At 59.6% G+C, this 24,556-nt stretch carries 25 protein-coding genes; 14 read left to right on the top strand and 11 right to left on the bottom strand.

From position 1 onward, the window contains the following. Positions 1 to 74 precede the first annotated feature (74 nt). The 5 genes from BFR47_RS15505 (at position 75) to BFR47_RS15485 (ending at position 3,964) form a co-directional block, all read left to right on the top strand. On the top strand, positions 75 to 1,874 hold the full coding sequence (locus BFR47_RS15505) for an ABCB family ABC transporter ATP-binding protein/permease (RefSeq protein ID WP_071473905.1): 1,800 nt from the start codon (positions 75 to 77) through the stop codon (positions 1,872 to 1,874). Continuing rightward, positions 1,871 to 2,155: a DUF1294 domain-containing protein gene (locus BFR47_RS15500; protein WP_071473904.1), complete on the top strand. Its 285-nt coding sequence runs from the start codon at positions 1,871 to 1,873 to the stop codon at positions 2,153 to 2,155. The genes BFR47_RS15505 and BFR47_RS15500 overlap by 4 nt, the downstream gene beginning before the upstream one ends. Before the next feature lie 46 nt (positions 2,156 to 2,201). After that, positions 2,202 to 2,840, top strand: coding sequence for a DUF3047 domain-containing protein (locus BFR47_RS15495; RefSeq protein WP_071473903.1), 639 nt, complete (start codon positions 2,202 to 2,204; stop codon positions 2,838 to 2,840). Positions 2,841 to 2,885: 45 nt separating this feature from the next. Continuing rightward, a complete protein-coding gene (locus BFR47_RS15490; protein ID WP_083399181.1) occupies positions 2,886 to 3,317 on the top strand; it encodes a DUF3465 domain-containing protein in 432 nt (143 codons plus the stop codon). A gap of 89 nt (positions 3,318 to 3,406) precedes the next feature. Then, the gene (locus tag BFR47_RS15485; RefSeq protein ID WP_071473902.1) at positions 3,407 to 3,964 is read left to right on the top strand and encodes a DUF1415 domain-containing protein; all 558 of its coding nucleotides are present in this window, start codon (positions 3,407 to 3,409) and stop codon (positions 3,962 to 3,964) included. Between the two features lie 86 nt (positions 3,965 to 4,050). Here BFR47_RS15485 and BFR47_RS15480 read toward each other — a convergent pair whose 3' ends face one another. The 4 genes from BFR47_RS15480 to betI all read right to left on the bottom strand — a co-directional run bounded on the left by BFR47_RS15480 (position 4,051) and on the right by betI (position 9,559). Continuing rightward, a complete protein-coding gene (locus BFR47_RS15480; RefSeq protein WP_071473901.1) occupies positions 4,051 to 5,265 on the bottom strand; it encodes a choline transporter in 1,215 nt (404 codons plus the stop codon). A 413-nt stretch (positions 5,266 to 5,678) separates the two neighbouring features. Then, the gene (betA, locus tag BFR47_RS15475) at positions 5,679 to 7,361 is read right to left on the bottom strand and encodes a choline dehydrogenase (RefSeq protein ID WP_071473900.1); all 1,683 of its coding nucleotides are present in this window, start codon (positions 7,359 to 7,361) and stop codon (positions 5,679 to 5,681) included. A gap of 129 nt (positions 7,362 to 7,490) precedes the next feature. Next, complete coding sequence (gene betB, locus BFR47_RS15470) at positions 7,491 to 8,954, bottom strand: betaine-aldehyde dehydrogenase (RefSeq protein WP_071473899.1); 1,464 nt, start codon at positions 8,952 to 8,954, stop codon at positions 7,491 to 7,493. Then, positions 8,945 to 9,559, bottom strand: coding sequence for a transcriptional regulator BetI (betI, locus tag BFR47_RS15465; RefSeq protein WP_071473898.1), 615 nt, complete (start codon positions 9,557 to 9,559; stop codon positions 8,945 to 8,947). Before betI ends, betB begins: the two co-directional genes overlap by 10 nt. Positions 9,560 to 9,817: 258 nt before the next feature. Between betI and BFR47_RS15460 the strand changes: the two genes are divergently transcribed. Both BFR47_RS15460 and BFR47_RS15455 read left to right on the top strand, forming a co-directional pair. Beyond that, complete coding sequence (locus BFR47_RS15460) at positions 9,818 to 10,327, top strand: lipocalin family protein (RefSeq protein WP_071473897.1); 510 nt, start codon at positions 9,818 to 9,820, stop codon at positions 10,325 to 10,327. A gap of 110 nt (positions 10,328 to 10,437) precedes the next feature. Then, positions 10,438 to 10,896 carry a c-type cytochrome gene (locus BFR47_RS15455; RefSeq protein WP_071473896.1) on the top strand — a complete coding sequence of 153 codons (459 nt, stop codon included), beginning with the start codon at positions 10,438 to 10,440 and terminating at the stop codon, positions 10,894 to 10,896. A gap of 58 nt (positions 10,897 to 10,954) precedes the next feature. On the opposite strand, the gene BFR47_RS15450 is transcribed toward BFR47_RS15455, so the two are convergent. From BFR47_RS15450 to BFR47_RS15440, 3 genes are all read right to left on the bottom strand, one after another. After that, a complete protein-coding gene (locus tag BFR47_RS15450; RefSeq protein ID WP_071473895.1) occupies positions 10,955 to 11,635 on the bottom strand; it encodes a cytochrome b/b6 domain-containing protein in 681 nt (226 codons plus the stop codon). A 143-nt stretch (positions 11,636 to 11,778) separates the two neighbouring features. Next, a complete protein-coding gene (locus BFR47_RS15445) occupies positions 11,779 to 12,444 on the bottom strand; it encodes a hypothetical protein (protein WP_071473894.1) in 666 nt (221 codons plus the stop codon). Between the two features lie 108 nt (positions 12,445 to 12,552). Further along, positions 12,553 to 12,846 (bottom strand): DUF3634 family protein, encoded by a 294-nt coding sequence (locus BFR47_RS15440; protein WP_071473893.1) that lies wholly within the window; start codon positions 12,844 to 12,846, stop codon positions 12,553 to 12,555. A 74-nt stretch (positions 12,847 to 12,920) separates the two neighbouring features. Between BFR47_RS15440 and BFR47_RS15435 the strand changes: the two genes are divergently transcribed. From BFR47_RS15435 to gltS, 4 genes are all read left to right on the top strand, one after another. Continuing rightward, positions 12,921 to 14,048 (top strand): endonuclease/exonuclease/phosphatase family protein, encoded by a 1,128-nt coding sequence (locus BFR47_RS15435; protein WP_245748958.1) that lies wholly within the window; start codon positions 12,921 to 12,923, stop codon positions 14,046 to 14,048. Positions 14,049 to 14,567: 519 nt separating this feature from the next. Beyond that, entirely contained in the window at positions 14,568 to 15,290 is a 723-nt protein-coding gene (locus tag BFR47_RS15430) for an IclR family transcriptional regulator (protein ID WP_071473892.1), read from the top strand. 21 nt (positions 15,291 to 15,311) lie between these two features. Continuing rightward, positions 15,312 to 16,262 carry a formimidoylglutamase gene (gene hutG, locus BFR47_RS15425; protein ID WP_071473891.1) on the top strand — a complete coding sequence of 317 codons (951 nt, stop codon included), beginning with the start codon at positions 15,312 to 15,314 and terminating at the stop codon, positions 16,260 to 16,262. Positions 16,263 to 16,341: 79 nt separating this feature from the next. Further along, a complete protein-coding gene (gltS, locus tag BFR47_RS15420; RefSeq protein WP_071473890.1) occupies positions 16,342 to 17,550 on the top strand; it encodes a sodium/glutamate symporter in 1,209 nt (402 codons plus the stop codon). A gap of 60 nt (positions 17,551 to 17,610) precedes the next feature. Here gltS and ftsZ read toward each other — a convergent pair whose 3' ends face one another. Both ftsZ and BFR47_RS15410 read right to left on the bottom strand, forming a co-directional pair. Beyond that, positions 17,611 to 18,693 carry a cell division protein FtsZ gene (gene ftsZ, locus BFR47_RS15415; RefSeq protein WP_071473889.1) on the bottom strand — a complete coding sequence of 361 codons (1,083 nt, stop codon included), beginning with the start codon at positions 18,691 to 18,693 and terminating at the stop codon, positions 17,611 to 17,613. A 68-nt stretch (positions 18,694 to 18,761) separates the two neighbouring features. After that, on the bottom strand, positions 18,762 to 19,721 hold the full coding sequence (locus tag BFR47_RS15410) for a helix-turn-helix transcriptional regulator (RefSeq protein ID WP_071473888.1): 960 nt from the start codon (positions 19,719 to 19,721) through the stop codon (positions 18,762 to 18,764). A 199-nt stretch (positions 19,722 to 19,920) separates the two neighbouring features. Here BFR47_RS15410 and BFR47_RS15405 point away from each other — a divergent pair, with 199 nt between their 5' ends. Next, on the top strand, positions 19,921 to 21,450 hold the full coding sequence (locus tag BFR47_RS15405) for a M14 family zinc carboxypeptidase (RefSeq protein WP_245748957.1): 1,530 nt from the start codon (positions 19,921 to 19,923) through the stop codon (positions 21,448 to 21,450). Between the two features lie 176 nt (positions 21,451 to 21,626). Here the strand turns inward: BFR47_RS15405 and BFR47_RS15400 are convergent, their stop codons facing one another. Together BFR47_RS15400 and BFR47_RS15395 are read right to left on the bottom strand one after the other, a co-directional pair. Then, positions 21,627 to 22,016 (bottom strand): SirB2 family protein, encoded by a 390-nt coding sequence (locus BFR47_RS15400; protein ID WP_071473887.1) that lies wholly within the window; start codon positions 22,014 to 22,016, stop codon positions 21,627 to 21,629. 89 nt (positions 22,017 to 22,105) lie between these two features. Continuing rightward, on the bottom strand, positions 22,106 to 22,462 hold the full coding sequence (locus tag BFR47_RS15395) for a DUF2500 domain-containing protein (protein ID WP_071473886.1): 357 nt from the start codon (positions 22,460 to 22,462) through the stop codon (positions 22,106 to 22,108). A gap of 94 nt (positions 22,463 to 22,556) precedes the next feature. Between BFR47_RS15395 and BFR47_RS15390 the strand changes: the two genes are divergently transcribed. Then, positions 22,557 to 24,344, top strand: a complete 1,788-nt coding sequence (locus BFR47_RS15390; RefSeq protein ID WP_071473885.1) for an intermembrane phospholipid transport protein YdbH family protein — start codon at positions 22,557 to 22,559, stop codon at positions 24,342 to 24,344. Continuing rightward, a complete protein-coding gene (locus BFR47_RS15385; protein WP_245748956.1) occupies positions 24,345 to 24,551 on the top strand; it encodes a YnbE family lipoprotein in 207 nt (68 codons plus the stop codon). The last annotated feature ends 5 nt before the right edge of the window (positions 24,552 to 24,556 follow it).

Genomic DNA, 24,556 nt, shown 5'->3' with positions numbered 1-24,556 from the left:
CTGAAGCATTCGGCCACACTCCGCCGGACGGAGTATGATGAGTTTATTCTCGTTCCGTTCTAACAGGCTGGTTCATGCGACACGGTTCCTATCATCCCGAGGTGGAAGACGCCTCCTTCAACTGGCAGACGCTGCGCACCCTGCTGCCCTATCTGCTCGAATATCGTGGCCGGGTGTTTCTGGCCCTGTGCTGTCTGGTGGCGGCCAAGCTCGCCAGTGTGGGCCTGCCCTTCGTACTCAAGCATATCGTCGATGCCATGGACACCGGCAGCAACCCGGTGCTGACTCTGCCGCTGGGGCTGCTGCTGGCCTATGGCACGGTGCGTTTTGCCAACGTTCTGTTCGGCGAGATCCGCGACACCCTGTTTGGCCGGGTCACAGAGCGGGCCATGCGCCGCATCGGGCTGGCGGTGTTCAACCATCTGCACCGGCTGGAGTTGGGCTTTCATCTCAATCGCAGCACCGGCGGCTTGTCGCGGGACATCGAGCGGGGCGTGTCGGGGGTCAGCTTTTTGCTGCGTTTCATGGTGTTCAACATAGTGCCGACCCTGTTCGAGATTGCCCTGGTGGTGGGGGTGTTGCTGGTCAACTATTCGGTGTGGTTTGCGCTCATCACCCTGACGGCGGTGGTGTTGTATGTGGCCTGGTCGGTGGTGGCCACCGACTGGCGCACCGGCTACGTGCGGGCCGCCAATCAGGCGGACTCCCAGAGCAACTCCCGGGCGGTGGACAGCCTGCTCAACTTCGAGACGGTGAAATACTTCACCAACGAAGGTTTTGAAGCCGAGCGCTACGACCAGGATCTGGCCCAATGGGAGCAGGCGCGGCGCAAGAACCGGTTGACGCTGTTTGCGCTCAACGGCGGCCAGGCGCTGATCATCGCCCTGGCGATGACGGTAATGATGGTACTGGCCGGACGCAACGTGGTGGCCGGCACCATGACCCTGGGTGACTTCGTGCTGATCAACGCCTTCATGATGCAGCTGTTCATGCCGCTCAACTTTCTCGGTTTCGTCTATCGGGAAATGAAGGGCTCCATGGCCAATGTGGAGCGGATGTTCGATCTGCTGCGCCGGACGCCGGCCATCAGCGATGCCCCCGATGCCCAGGCGTTGGTCATCAGCCGGGGCGAGATCGAGTTTCGCGAGGTGAGCTTCGGCTACGGTCCGGACAGGCACATTCTGGAAGGAGTCAGCTTTCAGGTGCGGCCCCGGCAAAAGGTGGCGGTGGTGGGCGCCAGCGGTTCGGGCAAGTCGACCCTGGTCAAGCTGCTGTTCCGCTTTTACGAGGTGGGTGAGGGCGCGGTACTGATCGACGGCCAGGATATTCGCACCGTCACTCAGGACTCGTTGCGCCGGGCCATCGGCATAGTGCCGCAAGACACGGTGCTGTTTAACGCTTCCATCCACGACAACATCCGCTACGGGCGTATCGAGGCCAGCGAAGAGGAAGTGCAGGAGGCCATCCGGCTGGCGCACCTGGATGACTTCATCGCCCAACTGCCGGACGGGCACAATACCCTGGTGGGCGAGCGTGGCCTCAAGCTCAGCGGTGGCGAAAAGCAGCGGGTGGCCATCGCCCGTACCATTCTCAAGCGACCGCCCATTCTGGTGTTCGACGAGGCGACTTCCTCCCTCGACAGCCGCGCGGAGCGGCACATACTGCAGACCATTCGCGAGGTGTCCCGTGGCCAGACCAGCCTGGTCATCGCCCACCGGTTGTCGACCATAGTGGATGCGGACCATATTCTGGTGATGGATCAGGGCCGTATCGTCGAGCAGGGCAGCCACGAGCAGCTATTGGCAAAAGAGGGGCGTTATGCCCAGCTGTGGCGGCTGCAACAGCAGCAACGGGTGCAGGAACAAGAGGCATGATCCGGGTCTATATGGGGCTGGCGCTGTGGTACCTGGTGCTCAGCCTGATCACCTTTGGCGTGTACTGGTGGGACAAGCGGGCCGCCATTCACGGCCACTGGCGGGTACGCGAGCGCAACCTGCATCTGCTGGCCCTGCTCGGCGGCTGGCCCGGCGCCTGGTTGGCCAGGCACTGGCTGCGGCACAAGTCGCGCAAGCCGTCGTTCCGGCTGGTGTTCTGGCTCACGGTGCTGGCAAACCTGACCCTGCCGGTCGCCCTGTGGTGGGGGCGCTGGGGTTAGCCCGCTGCATCTATACTGGCTGAATACACCACTACCGGGAGCCATAATGTCACCTCGTCTGCTTATCATGGTATTACTGGGGGCCTGGCTGTCCGCCGGGCCGGTCCGGGCGCTCACCTTTACTCCGGCCGACATACTCGGCTGGGAGCAAAAAAGCTTTGCCGGCCATACCGATTACCGGCTGGTGTTCGACCCGCAACTGCAGCGGCAGGTGCTGAAGGCCGCCAGCAAGGGGGCGGCCTCCGGTCTGTTCTATGAGCAGAAGATAGATCTGAACCGCACCCCCTGGCTGAGCTGGAGGTGGCGGGTGGAGCAGTTTCCGACGGTAGAGGACGAGCAGGCCAAGGCGGGCGATGATTTCGCGGTGCGGGTCTACATAGTGGTGCGTGACGGCTGGACCTTTCTCAGTACCCGGGCGGTCAGCTATGTGTGGTCGCAGCAGATAGCGACCGATCGCAGCTGGGACAACCCGTTTACCGGCGACAAGGCGATGATGCTGGCGCTGCGCAACGGGCAGGGCGACGGTGGCTGGGTAACGGAAAAACGCAACCTGAAGGCGGATTTGCGGCGGCTGTTCGGCAAGGATTTCCGTTATATCGACGCCGTGGCCATCATGACCGACGCGGATAACAGCAACAGCCGCGCGGTCGGTTATTATGCGGATCTGGTCTTTACCCGCGAATAACATGACCCCTGTGACGAGATTGAAAGTGACGAGGTTGAAACACCGATGAAAAAACTGCTTATTGCCCTGCTGGTCGGCCTCGGCCTTGCCGGCACCCTGACCCAGAATCCATCGTTTTTTTCTTTGCTGTCGACCGAGCAGGCTGCCGCAGACCCGCTCGCGCTGGCCTATCAAAACCGGCAGAGCGACGTGCAGGTGGAGGGCCGTGGCCGGGTGAGCCGCCTGCTGGCGGATGACAACAAGGGCTCTCGCCATCAGCGTTTTCTGCTGGCATTGCCGAGCGGCCAGACCCTGCTGATTGCCCATAACATCGATCTGGCGCCGCGCATCGATGGCCTGAAAGTGGGCGATACGGTGGCGTTTTACGGCGAGTATGAATGGAACGACAAGGGTGGCGTGGTGCACTGGACCCATCACGATCCCAGGGGGCGTCACCCGGGCGGCTGGCTGAAACACAATGGCCGGCTTTATCAGTAATATCTCCCGGCCCCGAAGATGGCTTACCATGGCCGCGGTCAGGCGGATGAGCCTTCCGGCGGTGAGTAGAAACAGAAGAGAAATGAGTCATGTCAGAACAGTCAGAACAAGCGCAGTACATAGAGCACACCGCAAACTGGGTGAAGCAGGTGATCATGAAATACAACCTCTGCCCCTTCGCCCGGCGGGAAGTGGAGCGTGCCAGCATTCGCTATGTGGCGCTCGAGGCGCACAAGCCGGCGGCGGTACTGCAGGCGCTGCTGGCCGAGTGTCGTCTGCTGGATGAGCAGCCGGAGGTGGAAACCACCCTGATGATCCTTCCCCGTGGTTTCGAAGGTTTCTATGCCTATCTGGACCTGGTCGACCTGGCCAACGAGCGGCTGTTCGAGCAGGGCTTCGAGGGCAAATACCAGCTGGCCAGCTTTCATCCCGACTATTGCTTCGACGGCGAGCCTCAGGATGACGCCGCCAACTACACCAACCGCTCTCCCTATCCCACGCTGCACATCATTCGCGAAGCCAGCATGGAAAGAGCCCTGGCGGATTATGACGACCCCGAGTCCATTCCCGAGCGCAATATCCACTTTGCCCGCCGCAAGGGCAGCGATTTCTTTGCCCGGCTGCTGGCACAATGCATCAAGCCCTGACGGCTGGGCTCTGAATGACAACACGGCACCCGAGGGTGCCGTGTTGTTGTGTGATGATGTTCTGCCTCATGGACAGGGGGCCGTTATCAGCTGACCCACTCGAGTTTGCGGTAATCGACACGGTTGGCTTTGGGTGAGCCTTCTATCGACAACACCTCGGCGCGTTTGTACCGCAGGATGTAACCGGCACAGGCGAAGAACAGGCCGATCACCAGGGCGCCGACCCACTGGATTTCCAGGAAGTCGAGCTTGAACAGCAGGGTCAGGCCACACAGCGCCGCCAGGTTACCGGCAAAATAGCGTGTCTTGCCCAGACGGGAGACCGACAGATTGAGGTTGTCGGTATAGAGCCGCACCAGAGAGTCGAGCGAGTTGATGACCATGGTGATACCCACGATGACCATGGCCCAGTTGAAGAAACCGGCGGTGCTCAGCTCGTTGAGGTGGAAGTAATAGAGCACGCTGAACCAGATGGCGATGGCGAAGGACGGAAAGACCAGCATGGCGGCCAGCAGCTGCCAGGTGCGCAGACCCCCCACGAAGCGGGCGGTAAACTGGCCGATCATGATGCTCCAGGAAAACCACCAGAACAGATAAAACTCGTGGTAGTCGTTGATCGGCAGCACGAAGCGGTGAATGTTACCGAAATAGTCGCCCAGCAGGGCGAAGTTGCCGGCGAACTCCCCGATATCGCCGGTACCGAGGAAGGCGCTGCCCCACATGGCGGCAATCAGGCCGATAAACAGCCAGCTGGTGCCCAGACTCAGTATTTTCACGTAGCGCAGGCTGGTGCTGGAATAGATAGAGGCGGCAATCACCAGCAGCACTATCAGGTAAAAACTGCCGACCACGGTTTCACCGTCGCCGATGCCCGGAATGTACCAGGGCAGGTTGCTCAGCAGCAGGAAGGCGGTAAAGGCACAGGTGCCGATGATCACCATGTTGTTGATAAGCTTGACCAGCGGCAATTCGAAGAAACCGACTCTGGGTTCGATCACACAGAAGTAGAAGCAGGTGAGAAAGTAGAAGCCCCAGATCAGGAAGCCCCAGAAGCCAAATTCGATGGCCAGCGGATTGCTGAAGCCGTATTCCGGACTGGCGGCCAGATCTGCATAGCCGGCGAACTCGGTGAGCGGGAACATGATCAGTCCCACATCCAGCCCCGAGGTAAAGAGAATGGCGATAAAGGTGAAGGTGCGTACCGGGGTCACCCCGATACAGCGGATATTGCCCCATTTGTAGAGGATGAGCGCGATGGCCGCGAAGGTAAACAAGATCCCTGCAGATAAGAGAGCGGTCATTATTGTACCCCTCCGTTCATTTCCATATTAATCAAAGACACTGTTACTTCTCCTGTTGTTGGTAAACACAAGGAGCTTCCACTCGCGCATGATAAAGGCTGCTCCGGCAACCGGGGCAATGAAAGGACGTGGCCATACCGCTCGTTGGCGCCAGGGTCAAAAAATGCGCCTGCATTTTCGACCTTCCGCCATGAATGGCGGTGAGATGGCGCCGTCGAACGGCCATGGGGCGGTGTGTTAGTGCCTGCACCATGGCGAGTCGGCATCTTGTGTCTTTCAGTACCCGGCGTCGGGCCAGACCACTAGCATGTTGCGCAAGTCAGGTCTTAAGTATCGCCCGGTCGGTGGCGGCAGCCGCCACCGATTGCGATAGTTAAAAACTGAAGGGACGCTCTATACTGATTCGTTATTCCTCAGCTCACGCCGCGCAGGGGAGATTTCGCCCGCTGGCGTTGCTGCCATTGTTCATCCATGCCCACTTCTGCCACCGAAGGCGTCAGCGGTGTCTTGCCCCGGATCAGATCCGCGGCCCGTTCCGCCACCATGATGGTGGGGGCGTTCAGGTTGCCGTTGGGGATGGTGGGGAAAATGGATGAATCCACCACCCGCAGCCCGGTCAGGCCCCGCACCCGGGTATCCGGGCTCACTACCGCCCACTCGTCCGTGCCCATGGGGCAGGTGCAGGAGGGATGATAGGCGCTTTCCACCGCCTGGCGTACGAAGGCATCGATTTCGTCGTCTGATTCGACTTTTTCGCCCGGCTGAATTTCTTCTGCCCGGTAGGGGTCCATCGCCGGCTGGTTGATGATCTCCCGGGTCAGGCGCACACAGGCGCGGAAGCCTTCCCGATCGTCTTCGTGCTCCAGGTAGTTGAAGCGAATCTTCGGTGCCACCCTGGGGTCGGCACTGTCCACCTTCACCGAGCCCCGGCTTTTCGGCTTGTTATGGCCGATATGCAGCTGAAAACCGTGGCCGGAAAAGGCTTCCTTGCCGTCGTAGCGCATCGCCGCCGGCAAAAAGTGGTACTGCAGATCCGGCCACTCCACGCCGGCCTTGGAGCGAATGAAGCCGCAGGACTCGAAGTGGTTGGTGGCGCCCAGGCCGTCTTTCTTCAGCAACCAGCGGGTGCCTATCTTGAATTTGCTCCACAGCCCCAGCTGACCGTTGAGAGAGATGGGCTGCTTGCAGCGGAACTGGAAGTAGAACTCCAGATGATCCTGCAGGTTTTCGCCCACGCCGGGCAGTTCGTGTTTGAGCTCGATACCGGCTGCCTCCAGCGTGTCTCTGGCGCCGATACCCGACAGCTGCAGCAGGTGCGGCGAGCCGATGGAGCCGGCACTGAGGATCACTTCCTTTCCGGCCCGAACCTCCTGCACCTGACCCTGCCGCTCGTAACGCACGCCCACCGCCTGTTTGCCTTCCAGCAGCACCTTGTGCACCAGAGCATGGGTGACCACGGTCAGGTTGGGGCGGTCCATGGCCGGACGCAGGTAGGCGTTGGCGGTGGACCAGCGTCGACCGTTTTTCACCGTCATGTGCATGGGGCCGAAGCCTTCCTGCTGGCGACCGTTGTAGTCGGGGGTATGGAAATAGCCGGCTTCCTGTCCCGCATCGACGAAGGCCTGATACAGGGGGTTTTTCATGTTATTGCCGTTGTTGACCCCGAGCGGGCCCTGGTCACCCCGGTAGTCGTCGCCACCAAAGGCCCAGCTTTCGGCTTTCTTGAAGTAGGGCAGACAGTGGGCATAGTCCCAGCCCTCGGCGCCCTTGCTCTGCCATTCGTCGAAGTCCCGGGCGTGACCACGGACATAGACCATGCCGTTGATGGAGGAGGAGCCTCCCAGTACCTTGCCGCGGGGACAGTGCATGACCCGGTTGTCGAGAAAGGGCTCGGGCTCGGTATGAAACTGCCAGGCGTATTTCTCGGTGTTCATGGGGATAGACAGGGCGGTCGGCATCTGGATGAAGATGCTCTTGTCACTGCCGCCGGTTTCCAGCAGCAGTACGCTGCTGGTGCCGTCTTCGGTGAGACGGTTGGCCAGCACGCAACCGGCAGAGCCGGCGCCCACGATGATGTAGTCGAATTGTTTGTTCATGGTGTTACCTCGAATTCTGTTCGGTGCCCATCACCCCGGAGGATGCGCCGCCCCTGGCTTTCATGCCGCCTGGCTCGGAGCCGGCGGCATTGTCCCTTTTGCCGATAACCGGCTCCCTGCCGATATGCCTTAAAACGGGCTTTCCAGCTTGCTCATGCCGACGTACACCGACTTGATCTGGGTGTAGTGATTGAGGGTGGCCAGGCCGTTTTCCCGACCGATGCCGGACAGCTTGTAGCCGCCCACCGGCATTTCGGCGGGGGAGGCACCGTAGGCATTAATCCAGCAGATGCCGGCCTGCAGCCGGTGGATCACCCGGTGCGCGCGGCGAATGTCGTTGGTGAATACCCCGGCAGCCAGACCCGTATCGGTGTCGTTGGCGCGGGCAATCACTTCTTCCTCGTGCTCGAAGGTCAGCACCGACATCACCGGGCCGAAGATTTCTTCCCGGCAGATGGTCATGTCGTCACGACAATCGGTGAAGATGGTGGGCGCCACAAAGTAGCCATTGGGCGCGGCTGCCGGATGCAGCGCTTCGCCGCCATGGGCCAGGGTAGCGCCTTCCTCGATGCCCTTGTGGATGTAGCCCAGTACCTTCTGCTGATGCTCCCGGGAAATGAGAGCGCCGAAGTTGGTGTCCGGATCCATGGGGTCGCCGGCGATGATGTTGTTGCGGGTGCGCTCCAACAGCTGCTCGATGAAGGCCGGGTAGATAGCCTTGTGGACGAAGACCCGGGTGCCATTGGTGCAGATTTCGCCCTGGGTGTAGAAGTTGCCGAGCATGGCGGCAGAAACCGCGTCGTCCACATCTGCATCGTCGAAGATGATCAGGGGTGACTTGCCACCCAGCTCCATGGTGACGTCTTTCAGCGAACTGGCGGCGGCGGCCATCACTTTCTTGCCGGTGCCCACCTCACCGGTGAAGGATACCTTGGCGATCTCCGGGTGGTTGGTGAGCCAGGCACCGACGGCGCCGTCACCCTGTACCACGTTGAATACCCCGGCGGGGACCCCGGCCTCGATAAAGATTTCGGCCAGCTTGAGCGCGCCCAGCGGGGTTTCTTCCGACGGCTTGAAAATCATGGCGTTGCCACAGGCCAGGGCCGGGGCGGCTTTCCAGCAGGCGATCTGCAGCGGATAGTTCCAGGCGCCGATGCCGGCACAGATGCCGAGCGGTTCGCGTCGGGTGTAGTAGAAATCGCCGCCGAGATCCTGCTGATTACCCTCGATGGAGGGCGCCAGGCCGGCGAAGAACTCGATGCTGTCGGCACCGGTCACCACATCCACCACCGAGGCTTCCTGCCAGGGCTTGCCGGTGTCCTGCACCTCGATGCGGGCCAGTTCATCATTCCGCTCTCTGAGTAGCGCCACCGCTCGCAACAGGATACGACTGCGCTCCATGCCACTCATGGCCGACCACTGCTCGAATCCCCGGCGGGCCGAGGCGATGGCGGCATCCTGTATCTGGCGGTCGGCGACCTCCATCTGGTAGGCGACTTCGCCAGTGGCCGGATTGATGACGTCGAAGCTGTCACCACTGGCGTTGGCCAGGTAGCGTCCGTCGACAAAATTCTGGTAGCGCATCAATGACATGCTTGTACTCCGTGCTGGTGTATCAGATGTTCGATAAAGGATTTGCACAAGGCTTCGGCCCGGGCAAAGTCGGCGGATGGATCGGGCGCCAGGGCACTGCGCAGCCAGAAGCCGTCGATCATGGCTGCGGTCTGTAACGCGGCGTTGGTCGCCATGGCATCATCCAGTAGCTGGCGGAAGGAATAGCGCAGGTTGCTGTACAGGCGGCGGCTGTTGATATTCTGCAGCCGGGCCAGGGCCGGGTCGTGCATGGCCTGGGCCCAGAAACTCAACCAAGACTTGGTAGTGGACTGTGAGCGTTGAAAGTCGGTGAAGTTGGCTTCGACTATCAACATCAGTCGCTGCTGCGGCGTGTACGAGGCCAGGCTGACACCACCGGTTTTGTCCAGTAGCGCCTGTTTCAATTCTTCCATTAGTTGTTTTACTGTGGCTTCAATCAAGCCCTGCTTACCGCCGAAATAGTGACTGATGATGCCCGATGACATCCCCGCCAGCTTGCTGATGCTGTTGATGGTGGTATGGTGCAGACCATACTCGGCCACCGACGCCAGAGTGGCATCGATCAGCTGTTTTTTGCGTATTTCCTGTATTCCGACGATAGGCATATTTTTGTTAATTGACCGTTCAATAAAAATAAATCCTAAAGGCTGAGCCTGAAATAATCAACACCCATTTATTCTGCCAGTGGTTGCGGAATGAACGGTGCTGAGGTTAAGTTGTTGTTTTTATGGTTATTTATTCGGGTGTAAATTCTGCTGGTTTTTTGTCCTGTCTGGTGTGAGTGGCGGCAATGCTTGACGGCACGGACGGAAAACCGGCTCAATAACCGTTGTAACGGCTTGTTCGGTGCTGGAGGAGACGGGATGCGAAGATTATCGTTATTGCTGCTGTTGTTGTTATCCGGCTGCATGGGGATGCCGGACGGAGTGACGCCGGTTCGTCATTTTGAAACCGAGCGCTATCTGGGGACCTGGTATGAAGTCGCCCGGCTGGATCACTCCTTCGAACGGGGACTGGAGCGGGTGAGTGCCGAATATCAGCCGCGCGAGGATGGGGGTATCCGGGTGATCAACCGGGGCGTCGATAGCGAAAGCGGGGAGATCAAGGAGGCGGTAGGGAAAGCCTATTTCGTCAACGATAACCAGCAAGGCTATCTGAAGGTCTCGTTCTTCGGCCCCTTCTATGGGTCCTATGTGGTGTTTGAGCTGGATGACGACTATCAATATGCTTTCGTATCCGGTTATAACCACGATTATCTGTGGCTGTTGGCGCGTGACACGGTGGTGAGCCCGGAGCTGAAGGCGCGTTTTGTGGCCAGATCCAAAGCGCTGGGTTTTGATGTAGATGGCCTCATTTGGGTGAATCAGCAATAGCGTCGCAATTTCACTTTTTGATGGTGGCTTTGACAGATCCGATGGTTTACCGTGAGTTGTTGTAACGCGTTGCTACGAGCACTGGAATATAACTAATAAAGGAGCAAACCATGCTGAAAAAAGTCGTGCTGCTGACCATCGGGGGCGTTTTCGCCACTGCCGCTGTCGCCCAGTCGGACATCTTCAAGGCGGATGATCTGGTCAAGTACCGCCAGTCCATCTATCAGGTGATGGGCGCTCAGGCCAAGGTCATGGGTGCCATGGTGAAAGGCGAAATCGACTTCGATGCCGAGGCACTGCATCAGCGTGCGTTGAACATGGGTAATGTCGGCAAGCTGTTGGGCGAAACCTATGTTCCGGCCACCAGGGATGTCGAGGAAAGCAATATTCTGCCGGCCGCCTGGGAAGACATGGACGGTTTCAGCGCCAAGGGCAAGGCCTTTGGCGGTGCGCTGGAAGAATTGATTGCCGCCTCCGGTGAACCCGGGTTCGATGCGGCCATGGCCAAGCCCGCCGTAGGCAAACTGATGAAAAGCTGCAAGGCTTGCCACGACGACTATCGCGAGTAAGCGGTGAGTGCTAAAAAAGGAGCCGAAAGGCTCCTTTTTTTGTGTCTGTTCCTGGGGATCAGAAAATGTTGAACATCGCCCAGACGGTGCCGGCCGACAGCAAGGCGGCCAGCACGAAGCGCAGCCAGGGAAAGGCGTGGGAGGGGAGCTCCAGCAAATCCGCCACCCGGTCGGCGTGCGCGTCCTTGCGGCCGGTGACCATGGCCTTGACCAGATCCTCGCCACGTAACCGGTACAGCAGTATGGCCAGGATGTGCAGTCCGATGGTCAGCAGCAGCCCCTGGTAAAACCAGGACTTGTGCCAGTCGGTCATCAGGCTGGTGGTGGCGCCGGATACATAGTGATACAGGGGCCCTTCGTAGAAGATATCGTCGGTGGCAAACAGACCGGTGCCGGCCTGAAACAGCAGGGTGCCCAGCAACACCAGCACCATGACGCCACCGAGCGGGTTATGGCTCAGGTATACCGGTTTGTGCGGGGTCAGGGTAGCGCGCAGGTAAGCAATAATCCGGCCCGGATGGTAGATAAAATGGCCGAACCGGGCATAAGGGGTACCGATAAAGCCCCAGATGATACGATACAGCAGCAGCCCCAGCAGGGTCTGGGCGAACAGCATGTGCTGCTCCATGTCGTCGCCGGCCGACCGCCACAGCAAAAACAGCAGTACGGGCAGACTCCAGTGAAAAACCCGGATGGACCAGTCCCAGACGTGAACCGGGCGATGGGATGATGCGTTCATGAGGGTAATCTCCGTGATCTCGGTATGCGGTAATACTCGCGTCTTGTTTTTACTCGGGAAATGGAGCAGGCCGGATGAGCGGGCCATAAAATGAAACATCCCGGCCAATACCGGGATGTGAACCGCCAGCCAGAGCGCGCGGTTTACTGAGCCGGCGCCTGGCGCAACCTGGTCAGCGCCTTATCCAGCCCTTGGCGGAACTGGTTGCGGGTCATGGCATCGATTTCCTGCCATTTTTCACGTGGCATGAAGTTGACCTTGGTTTCGGTGACCACGTCCTTGCTTTGCAGTGCAATCCAGCGAGCATCGTAGTTGCGTGTTTGTTCGCTGTCCCATTCCAGCACCTGGCTGACGATGGACTGCAACCGGTCCGGGTTGCTCAGGGAAGCGGGCGCGATACGTGCACCGAAGCGCTGGTTCAGCTGATTGACGGCGCCATGGGCGGTCTTGTCGCCGGATTTGTTGGCATCGCTGCGGGCTCTCAGCTGGGCGGCGTAATACCAGAAGGTGGCCTGATCCTGATAGTCATTGTCGAACATGATGGCCGACATCAGATACAGCACCGGCGGCGCATAATCGTTGGGGCTTTTCAGTATCTCGTTGATGGTGTCGCCTTTGCCACTGGTAATGGCATCCATCGCCTGCTGGGAACGGCTGACGTCAATCTGGGCGAATTCTCCCTTGGGTGTCACTTCCTGAGCAGTCTGGCTGGGGGTGGTGTCGGAAGCCGGTGCTTCGGCCTGCTCTGCCGGCGGCTGACTGGAACAGGCGGCCAGCAGGCCACAGAGCAGCAGGGGATATAATTTCATCGTTCGACCTCATCATGAATAATATCACCAGCAAACCGGGAAATCGGGTTCAGGTCAAGGGCTTCATCGTAATGAGAAGCCTTCTGCAGGCGGTGCCTGCCCGACCATCTAGGGCTGCTGTTGCCAGAACAGGTGAATATCCTGGCGGTAGGTGGCGGGAATGCTGCGAGAACAGCTCAGTGCCACACCGTTACCTTTCTTGAGACCGCGAATGGTACCCTTGAGGGTGCGTGCATCCAGCATCAGCTGTCGGCAATGCTGCAGCAGAGCCTGTGGTGGGCGCCCCCGTTTAATGGTGAGGTGGACACCTTCAATGGTGATCAAAAAACTTTCCTGACGGCGGCGCAGCACATAAAGCAGGCCGAACAGCGTCAACGAGGTGAAAATCAGGGTAGTGAACATTGTTTTCTTCCATGAAACACAGATGTTGAACAAAAGATGATGACAGTTTGAACGATAAAGGCAAGCAGGCTCTCATGATGTCACCGTTAAAAATACGTATCGCCACCTTCAATGTGGCCCTGGATCGCCCCCGGCCGGGACAGCTGGCCGCCGAACTGGCGGCGGGAAATCATCGTCAGCCCCATCATGTTGGCCGCATCCTGCAGCACATCCGCCCCGACGTGGTGCTGCTGAACGAGTTTGATCACGATGGCGAGGGGAGGGATGACAGCCACCTGCGGCTGTTTTGCGAAGACTACCTGGCCCGGGGCGAGCGGGGCATCGAGTATCCCTATCGCTATCTGGTACCCACCAATACCGGCCTGCTGGCACCACTGGCGCTGAACGGCCAGGGGAGCCCGGCCTTGCCGGGCGATGGCCTGGGGTTTGGCGCCTTTCACGGCCAGTACGGCTTTGCGGTACTGTCGCGTTTTCCGCTGCTGTTCGAGCAGATGCGCAGCTTTCGCCGCTTCCGCTGGCGAGACATGCCCGGTGCCCGGCTGCCGATGACGGAGGGTGGCAGTTACTACGGCGCTGAGGTGCTCGAGGTGTTGCCGTTGTCTTCCAAGAACCACCTAGATCTGCCGGTGAGTCTGCCCGATGGCCGGGTGCTGCATCTGCTGAGCTGTCATCCGGCTCCGCCCATCGACGAAGGCCCGGAGCGTCGCAACAGCTGCCGTAATCACGACGAGCTGCGACTATGGCACGACTATATCCGACCCGGACGCGGGGATTATCTGGTGGATGATGCGGGTGGTCGGGGCGGGCTGGATGCCGGGTCCGATTTTGTGATCCTGGGGGATCTGAACGCGGATCCGCTGGATGGTGACGGCTTCCGGGATGGGATCCAGGCGTTGCTGGCCGATCCCGCGCTGAATCACAGCGTGGCCCTGGGTCGGCTGCGGCCATCCTCTCGCGGGGGCTTTGCGCTCAAAGGTATGTCGGTGCGTCGGGGATCGCCGCGTTACTGGACGCACAGTCAGGGGTTGCGGCTCGACTATGTGCTGCCCGGGTGCAGTGTGCAGGCCCTGGCGAGTGGAGTGTACTGGTTGCCACCGGGACAGGCCGGGGCGGAGCTGTTCTGGAACAAGCGGGGGTGGCCGGCGCGTCGGGCCAGCTCGGATCATCGCCTGGTGTGGGTGGATATGACATTGCGGGTGTGAAATCCCTCAGGCTGTCGAAGGGCGGGTATCCGGATTGGTGACCCGGATAATCAACGGGTACTCTGCATGACGGGCAGGCCGGTTGGCTTGCCCTTTTTCTTGCCTGTTTTTCCTTCTTCCTCCTGTTCTTCAGTCTTGTCACAGCTCCTTGGTCTGCACCGATAGCGGCGGCATGCTTTCGTTTATTCCTCTTTTTATACCAATCCCGCTAAACAGATGATCTATTTCACCTCATGGAAAAAGGACCTGCTTGGCGCTGCATAGTTATCCGTTACCTCTGGGGCTCTGACCCAAAATCTGCTCTCGTCTGCTTCGCTCTGTGTTGGCATAGGAGGCGTTGAGCGGCTTCTTGCCTGAATGAAAAATATGACAAGCATAGCTGATGACTTTGTTAATAATGAGTGCCTTTTTTAACATTATTGGAAATTTATTACTTAATTTGACATTTATTATCATATTTTGAGAATGGTGTTTTACATTATGTGTTTTTCGGGCGATGTTCGCCGCAAGGACAGGATCATGACTATCAAGAGTAGCTCCCAAGACAAGGTTTTCAGGTTGTTATCAGCATTGGCGATTTCTTCCGGGCCTATTACCGCCCGCGAGCTTGCCGACTGCACCGGTTTACCGCTGTCCAGCACTTATCGTTATCTGGCGGTACTGAGTCGTTGGTCACTGGTACAGGAACGCCAGAGCGGAAGATATGCTCCCGGACCTATGGCGGTGCAGCTGGTGGCTGGTTTCGAATTGCAGAACAGCGTACTGACCTGGGCACGGCCCTTGCTGGCTGAATTGGCGAGTCGCACCGGTGAAAGTGCTGCCCTGATGATGATTTCCGGTAATCGGGCGCTGTGCGTCGAAATGATCGATAGCCCTCAGGCATTGCGCTGTTGCTATCAGAAAGGTCACTCCCAGCCGTTGCGCCATGGTGCCAGTGCCAAGGCCCTGCTGGCATTCATGGATAAAGCCGAACGTGAAGCGATTCTGGCCGAGCTGGCTCAGGCAGAGCGCACTCAGCTGGAACAAGAGTTGAGCCGGGTGCGCGAGCAGCGCTACGCGCTTTCACAGGGAGAAATCGACAAGGGGGTTTGGGGTGTCAGCGTGCCGGTGCTGGGCAGTAGGGAGCACTTGCTCGGCGCCATAAGCCTGATGGCGCCTGCAGACCGGGTAGGTGATGTTCAGTATCAGTGGATTCGCTGGGCCTGTGATGCAGCGGCTCGTCTAGGGGCCATGAGTTATTAGTGAAATGCGTTAGGAGTAGTAATGAAGCAAACCGCATATAGCGCCGCCGACATGTCTCTGTGGCAGGGACGGGTCGATCATGAAGAAGGTGATCTGGCCCGACGCTGGCACCAGCAGGTGCAGGCTGTGGAGGATGGGCAGGCGGCCGGCCTGGTGTTGCTGGGCTTTTGCTGTGATGCCGGTGTGCTCCGCAATCAAGGCCAGGTGGGAGCGGCGGCGGGACCGGCTGCCCTGCGCTCTGCCACTGCCAACCTGGCCTGGCATCTGGATACTCCCCTCTACGACGGTGGTGATGTGCATTGTCACGGGGATGAGCTGGAAGTGGCTCAGGCGCTGTATGCCGACAAGGTAGCGGCCTTCATGGACGCAGGGCATCGGGTGATTGGCCTGGGCGGTGGTCACGAGATTGGTTATGCCAGCTTCAGCGGTCTGATGGAGCACCAGTGCCGCCAGCAAGCGACTCCGCGTATCGGCATCATCAACTTCGACGCCCACCTGGATTTACGTCGCTCGGCACGCGCCAGCTCCGGTACCCCCTTCAACCAGTGTGCCACCCTGTGCGAAGCACGCGGACTGCCGTTTCATTACACCTGTATCGGCGTTAGCCGCTACCACAATACCGATGCGTTGTTCGAGCGCGCCCGCCAGCTGAATACCCGTATCGTGCTGGATGAAGAACTGAACGGCTGGGATCTGCAGCCGCTGAACTCGGCCCTGGATCAGGCGATTAATGAGGTCGACCTGCTGTATGTCACCGTCTGTCTGGATGTGCTGCCGGCCAGTCTGGCGCCGGGCGTCAGTGCCCCGGCAGGACGAGGCATGGATCTGGGGCTGCTGGAGTATGCGCTGGAGCGCATCAAGTCCAGCAACAAGATGAGAATGGCCGATATCGCCGAGCTGAACCCGGCTCGGGATCGGCACTCAAGCACGGCCCGCGTGGCCGCGCGCCTGTTGGCCCGGCTTGCCGGCTGACCCCGTTTGTCGGCGCTGGTCGAGGTCGTTCCTTGACCAATGCCGACACTGTAATTAGTTGTAGATATAGGGAAATAAAATGAACCTCATTACTCTCGACGTGATGAACACCACGGCCCTGGCGGCCTTGCTGTTGATGCTGGGACTGGTATTGCAGCGCAAGGTGCCACTGTTCCACCAGTTGTGTGTACCGGCCCCGGTGATCGGCGGCTTCGGTTTTGCTCTGGTGGTATGGGCCGCCCGTAGCTGGGGAGGGGTCGAGTTCAAGTTCGATACGGCCCTGCAAACGCCCTTGATGATCGCATTTTTTGCTACCGTCGGCCTGGGCGGCAGCCTGGCGCTGTTGAAAAAAGGCGGCAAGGTACTGGGGATTTATCTGGTTGCCTGCTGGATGCTGGCATTGCTGCAGAATGGTCTGGGTATCGGCATTGCCTCCCTGCTGGGCGAACACCCTTTGCTCGGCCTGATGGCCGGTGCCGTCTCTCTGGAAGGGGGCTTCGGTGCCGCCGCTGCCTTTGGGCCCGAGGCCGAGGCGCTGGGCGTGACCGGTGCTACTACCGCCGCCCTGGCCGCGGCCACCTTCGGCATGGTGGCCGGTGGTCTGCTGGGCGCGCCTGTGGCTCGCCTGCTGATCAGTCGGCACAAGATCGATATTCAGGCGGAGCAGGTCCATGATCTGCAAGCGCTGGCGGCCTCGGAACGACCTGTGCCGGCCACTATTACCGGTACCTTGTTGCTGAAGATTCTGGCGGTGGTGCTCTGTACCATGATTGCCGGTCTGTGGCTGAGTGGCCACCTGCGCGCGGATTTTGACATCATTCTGCCTTCTTATGTCGGCGCCATGTTTATCGCTATCGTGCTGCGTAACCTGAACGAGAAGTTTTCCCTGCTGACGCTGCCGGACAACGCTATCAACGTGGTCAGCGACTTTTGTCTGGGGATCTTCCTGACCATGGCGATGATGTCGCTGCAACTGTGGCAGTTGGCGGATCTGGGCTGGTCATTGCTGATCATCCTGGTGGTGCAGACCCTGGCCATCGTATTGCTGGCGGTCTTCCTTATGTTCCGGTTGATGGGTGCCAACTACGATTCTGCCGTGCTGTGCGCCGGTTTTGTAGGACACGGCCTGGGGGCGACCCCCAATGCGGTCGCCAACATGAGCGCCGTCTGTGATCGCTACAAGGTGTTCTCGCACAAGGCCTTTATCGTGGCGCCCCTGTGCGGAGCCGTGCTGATCGACATAGTGGCCATTCCCGCCATTACCTGGTGCCTGAACGTATTCGGCTAAGGTAACAACGAAAGTGGATATTTGAAGATTGAAAAGGCCGGTGCCTGTGCACCGGCCTTTTTACTGTTGCTTGCGCTGGCGCAGAAAGGCGGGAATATCGAGCCCTTCCGGGGTGGGTTCGGCCTGAGCCGGCGACGCACTCTGCTGGGCTGGTGACGGCGCGATGGTTTCCTGCTGAGGTTGAATGCCGGTGGCGATCATGGTCACCTGAATGCTGTCGGTCAGGTTGGGATCCAGGCTGATGCCGGATACCACGGTGGCAAACTCGCCCACGCAGGCCGCCACCTGATCGCCGATTTTCTGAAAGTCATCCAGGCCGATATCCATCGATGCCACCACATTCAGCAGCACGCCCCGGGCGCGTTCCAGCTCTACCTTCTCCAGCAGCGGATTGTTCAGCGCCTGCAGGGTGGCGTCGGTCACCTTGTTTTCGCCCTTGCCAAGACCGATACCCATCACCGCCTTGCCCTGCTGACGCATGATGGTGCGTACATCTGCAAAGTCGATATTGATGAGGCCTGTCTGACCGATGATGTCGGCGAGACCCTTGACCGCATTTTGAATGACCCTGCTGCTTTCGGTGAAGGCTTGCAGCAGGGGGGTTTTGGCACCCAGTACCTTGAGCAGGTAATCGTTGGGCAGCACCAGCAAGGCGTCGGTGTGCTCGGCCAGGGTGTTCAGTCCCTCGTCGGCGGCCCTGGCGCGCAGTTTGCCTTCAAAGCCGAACGGACGGGTGACGATGGCAACGGTCATGATGCCCAGTTCGCGGGCGATCTGGGCCACGACAGGGGCGGCACCGGTCCCGGTGCCGCCGCCCATACCGGCGGTAATAAAGCACAGATCCGCGCCACTCAGCTGGGCGCGGATCTCGTCCAGACTTTCTTCGGCGGCCTGGCGGCCAATTTCGGACTGAGCACCGGCACCCAGGCCGCGGGTCAGTATTTTGCCCAGCTGCAGGGTATTGACCCGGCTCTGTTGCAGTGCCTTGGCATCGGTATTCATGGCCACGATATTGACATGTTCAGGCAGAGCGCCGTCGGCCAGCAGGTTAACGGTGTTGCCGCCGCAACCGCCGACACCGATCACGCCGATATTAATCGCATCACAATCCAGTTCGGCCGGTTCAAAAAGGAGATCGCTCATCCGGTACTCCGTGAAAAAACAAAAGGGCTGAATCAGTCAGCCCCCGGATTCAGTATCGTTGCTGTAAATTAGCTTTTTTTCAGCGATTCTGGCGCCAGTATCTCGACTTTTCCCGCCATATCGGTCAACCAACGGCGAAATTCGGGCGAGTCTTTTACGTCAGTTTCCACCATCATGCTCTGCTTGTCGTAGCGGGTCAACCGGGGGTTGTTACCCGGAATGGCGTCTTCCATGATGCTCCGGCTCGGGTTGGTGATCCGGCCGACGAAATGAATGGTATCGGACTCTTCCTGATAACCTTTTTCGCGGAGCAGCTTGTTGACGCTGAACTCCCGTGGCTGCGTTACCGGACGGCTGGTCAGTTCTGCATCCTTGATATGTTCGAAGGGGATACCGTAAATCTTGGGGTCCATGTCGGACACGGTGCACAGCAGCATGGTGCCGTCTTTACGGCCGACGATGCCGAGCGGGTTCACCTGTTCATAACGCAGCCAGACGGTACGACCCTTGATCACCCGCTTGATTTCGGCGCTGAACTTGCGTCCGCGCCACAGGGCATCACGGATGGTGGTGGCCCGGCGGATGTCGGGGCTGCCGGCAAAGGGTTTGGGCAGGCGCACCACGTTTTCCATCCAGCGACCGGCCAGTTCGCTCTGGCTGTCTTTGATGACCTGGGTGGCCTTGTCGATAATGGGATTCAGTTCGGTCAGTACGCTGGCCGGCAGCAGATCGGCAGCCTGATCGTTCCAGGTCTTCAGTGCCATGGCCAGGCTGAGGGGCATGAAGTTGGCGAAGTCATTCAAACCATTGCGTTCAAAACACCACCCATGGGGTTTGCTGCGATCATCCGAGGTGAGATCGAACAGTCCCATGCCGGACATTTCTTCCAGATCCCGCTGTACGGTACGCAGGCTGACCTGAATGCCTTCTTCTTCCAGTTTGTCTTGCAGCTGGCGTGCGGTCAGCTTGTACGGACGATAGGGAACACAGCGCGCCAGAGTCAATTGTCTCAGCAGTTTCTTACTCATGGTGATGCCCTCTTGCTTGGGATGATTCTATCCTAGGTGCAGGTTGTGACAAGTTTTGTCGCAATGTTTTGAAGGGAGACTGTCGCCATTTTTCTACAACTGCTTGTTGATGGTCTGATCCTGACGCTGGAGGGCTATTGTCTTTTTTCTGCACTTTCGTATATAACCAATTGAAATGAATTAATTTATTGAGGTTGTTGTGAGAATTTCAGCGGTTTTTCTGCTGCTGTGCAGCAGCCTGGTCTGGGCGCAATCCATACCGCCTACCCCCTTCGAACAGACAAAAAAGCAGTCTTTGCCCGACAGCCGGACCATCGATGACTACCTCATGACACTGGACACCCTGTCGCCGCGGGCGCGGCGGGTGGCACTGGGTACCTCGGCCGGTGGCCGGCCGATACCGGCATTGCTGCTTTCTGAATCGCCGTCGTTTTTGCAGGGCGCTGTTGGTGAGCAACACAAGCCGACGGTGATGATGTTCGGCTCTCAGCACGGTAACGAGCCCTCTGGCGCCGAAGCCATGCAGCAGCTGGCCCGGGAACTGGTGGCCGGCGAGCACCCGGAGCTGTTGCGTCGACTCAATCTGGTGCTGGTGGCCATGGCTAATCCCGACGGACGCGATCTGTCTTCGCGTCACAATGCCAATAACGACAACACCAATATCGACTACGTGGCCCTGCAGGCGGGTGAAACCCGCTTGCTGGTCGATGCCCTGCATCGTTTCGATCCGGATGTGGTGTTTGATGCCCACGAGTCCGGTATCTGGAAACGGGTACTGACCCGGGAGCAGGGCTGGATGACCGATGTGGAGGCCCAGTTTGATATGGGCAACAATCCCAATATCGACGGCCGGCTGCGTGAATATACCGAGCACACGCTGTTGCCGGCCTTGATCGAGCGAGTGTCGTCGGCGGGGCTGGCGGCGGTGCGCTACCGGGGCGAGATCACCAGCCTCGACCAGGCCGTGTCTCGTGGAGGCCTGGGGATTACCAACCTGCGCAACTATGCGGCCATGCAGGGGCGGGTGTCGATTCTGGTAGAGAACCGGCTCGACAATAAAGCCGGTGTGTATGCCACGCCGCGCAATATTGCCGAGCGGGTGCGCAAGCAACACCTGAGCATGCTGGCGATGCTGCAGCTGGTGGCGGATGAAGCCGAGCCGCTGCTGGCCCTGTCACATCGAGCCCGACAACGGTGGCAATCGGCCGACGCCGACCGGACCCTGTGGATGGGAGTGAGCTTTGGCACCAATCGAGAGCAACCCGAAATCACGCTGCCGCTGGTGCGCATGGCCGATGGCCATAAGCAGCTGCACCGTTTTCGCAATCGGGAAGCCATCGTCACCCGGGAGCCGGTGCCGCTGGCGGCGGCCTATGCCGTGACCCGGGAGCGGGAGCGAATGGCCCGCTGGCTGGCGCATCATCATATTACCTTCGAAACGGTGTCCGAACCTCGCCAGCTGCTGGTGGATAGGCTGGAAATAACAGCGGTGCGAAAGCAATCCGAGGCAAGGCCCGGGGTGCGGGAGAAGGTGAAGCCCGAGGTACGGGTGAACCGGCAAAGCGTTACCCTGCAACGGGGGGATTTGCTGGTGCCGATGGGCCAGCCCCTGGCGCCGCTGGCGGCTCTGATGCTGGACCCGCGTTCGGCCAATGCTCTGTATCAGGAAGAGGGCTGGAGCTGGTTGCAGCCGGGTGCCTTTCCGGTCTTCCCGGTGGTGGAATACTGAGCTTCGGTTAAACGATCACACCGCGGCCAAAGGGCCCGCTTCTTCGACCCGCTCAAGCACATTCCCTGTGATGGTCGGCGAAGCAGATCCCTTCGTCTTCTTCGATGCTCCGGCGTTGCCTGTTGGCTCTGGTACCGGAGGCCTCGGTGTGACTCAGATACTTAATGGAATTGGTATTACAACGCCAGCCAGGACAGCGGAGACTTGCTGACGGCGGCGCCGTAGATGTAGGCGAAGATAGCGATGGAAGCCAGGGCGGCGCCCAGGCGCTGGCCACGGGTCTTGCCGCGCTTGATGGCGATGGTGCCGATCACGATATACAGCACCAGACCGATGACCTTGGCGGTGAGCCAGGGGCTGTTGCCGAAGGGGATTTGCTGGCTCTGTACCGCCAGCCAGACTCCCAGGGCCAGCAGCAGGGTATCGTTGACATGGGGCAGTATCTTCAGCAGCTTGCTGTTGATGCGGTCAGGAGAGGGCACGGCCAGCCAGGCGCGCAGCATGAACAGGGTGATGCTGATCAGGGCAAACATCATATGGGCGTGTTTAACGGCCAGATAAGACATAATAACTCCAGAGAAGACAATAAGATGGCGCAATGATAGCAGGATACCACCCGGCTGCCGCCCCGAATACGGGGATAATGGCGCTGTCTTCAGTCGTTATCCAGAATTGTCTCGTCCGGCTCGAAGGCGATAAACCGGCTGCCCTGAAAGACCAGGGTGCCGGTTTCTTCCTTGTTCAGCTGTTCGTATAAATGCTGACTGACCCGGAACTCCCGTTCCTCGCTGCCCTCCAGTGGCCTGAAGGTCACGTAATACTGAACGCGCGGCGGTGGCATCTCGGTCTGGTCTTTGCGGGTCCGGCCCATGAATTCCCGGGTGTGCTTGTTCGCTACCAGTACCGCCAGGCTGTGTTGCGGCTGGCGGCTATTATAAAAGTAGCGATAGAGTCGCCGGCCGATCACCACGGCGGCGATGGCAATAATGCCCCAGAACACGATCTTGCCCATGGAATTCACTCCCTGTTTTGTTCAGCTTAATGGCTGTGTGCAACGATGCAAGCCGATTTGATGAAGGTGAGCCTTGAACTGCTTGAAGAGGAATATGGTATTACGGCTGTTGTGCTGGACGGGGCTGCTGCTGCCCGCGATGGTATCGGCATTGCCGTTGCCGGAGTGGCTGCACGCCCAGGCGACGCTGGCCCGGGCACAGGTACCGGCCTGCCCCAGAGAGCAGGCCCATGGCCTGACGCTGACGCTGAACGAAGGTCGCCTGGAGGGAGGGCTGGAGCAGTTGAGCCTGGATCTGGGCTGCTCTCGCAGTGGCGGTGGCGGAGCCAAAGGGGAACGTGACGCGCTGTCGTTGCTGCTGACCTTGCCGCCCATCGATTTTCGCGTCGACCGTCTGACCCTGTATCTGCCCAAGGTGATGCTCACCGGCGCCGCCGAGCTGCGCCATCATCGGCAGCATCTCGAGATTGTCTGGCAAACGGATGCGGGCGCGGCGCAGTTTACCCTGGCACCGGAACGGCAGGGATGGCGCTGGCAGGGGGAGTTGCCGGGAGCCCTGCTCGCGTCGACCTTGAACCAGCCTGTGACCCTCAGTGGTGACTGGCAGCCGGGGCAGCCCTTGCAGTGGCTGGCCGAAGGCGAGCTGCCGGCGCCATTGGCCGGCGGCTGGCAATTACAGCTGACCGCCGAGCAAGGACCCCAGGGCTGGCAGTTGCTGCCGGAGTCGCGACTCAAGGTGGCACGGTTAAACTGGAAGCATCTGGAGCTCAATCAGCTGGAGCTGAGGCCGGTGGGGGCGTCGTCGCTGGAAGGTGACTGGCGTATGCGCTTGCACTGGCAACGGGGGCGCTGGCAGCAACAGGTCTTTCCCGGTGCGGCACTGCTGCTGAGCGGTACGGGGCTGGATCGGCGGCGGGGCTCGGTGGCACTGGATCTGGGCGCTGATTTGCAGTTGAAGGGCGACTGGCGTTACGACCGGGGTCTGGCACTGGTCGTACCGGCCCAGTCATTGCCCGTTACCGGATTGTGGCAATGGCTGAACGGCTGGCTGGCGCTGCCGGTGGGGCTGGAGCCCGAGGCTGGCCGATTGCGGTTGTCGCTGCAGGCGCCGAATTTACTCGACACCGGGCAACCGATAGATCTGGAGGCCGAACTCAGCGAGGGGCGGCTGAGTTACCGGGATATGCACGCCGAACAGCTGGCGGCCAGGTTCAGGCTGCGCTGGGAGCAGCAAAGGCTGCAGGGCATCGGTCCCCAGGCTGTCTCTGCGGCGAAGCTTGAGGTGGGGATACCCATTACCGATATTCACGCCGCGCTGGACTGGCGTCAGCGCGGCCCCTGGCTGTCCGGGCTGACCGCCAAGGCCTTTGGCGGCCAGCTGGCGCTGGCTCCCATGGCGCTCACCGCGGCGCCCCATGGCGAGGTGCACCTGAGCGATATTTCGCTGGCGCAGGTGCTGAGTTACGCCCGTGTCGACGGGCTGACCGGTAACGGCAGGCTGAACGGACGACTGCCGTTTTCGTTCGAGCAGGGTTTTAGCGTTACCGCCGGCAAGGCCTATAGTGATAATGGCTGGATATCCTATCAGGCCGGTGCACAGTTATTGGCCACTGGCGAGAGCAATCTGTCGCTCGGGCTGACTCTGGGGTTGCTCAGCGACCTGCGTTATCGCCGGCTGGAAGCGGACATTTCGATGGCGCCCGGTGGCGAGGCGGTGATCGACAGCCGATTGCGGGGGCAGGCGCCGGTGATGGGTAAAATGCACCCGGTCAACTTCAATTATCGCCACCAGGAAAACCTGCTACAGTTGCTGGCCAGTCTGCGCTTCGCCCAGGAATTGAGTGAGCGATTGCCGGCCAGGCTACAGGGGGAGAGTGAGTAAATGCATAAACGTGCGGCCATGATTGGCCCCTTGTTACAGGGCGTGTTATTGGGTTTGTTACTGAGCGCCTGCACGCCCAGGGTGGAAGTGGTGGTGCCGGACAAGCCCATTACCGTCAACCTGAACGTCAAGGTGGATCACGAAATCCGGGTCCGGGTGGATCGGGAGCTGGAAAAATTGTTTGAACAGGAACAGGAATTGTTCTGAGGAGT

The sequence above is a fragment of the Oceanisphaera psychrotolerans genome, assembly GCF_001870485.1.
GTDB classification, from domain to species: Bacteria; Pseudomonadota; Gammaproteobacteria; order Enterobacterales; family Aeromonadaceae; genus Oceanimonas; species Oceanimonas psychrotolerans.
Note: the sequence above shows the minus strand (reverse complement) of the source record. Positions and strands in the feature narration are given on the sequence as shown.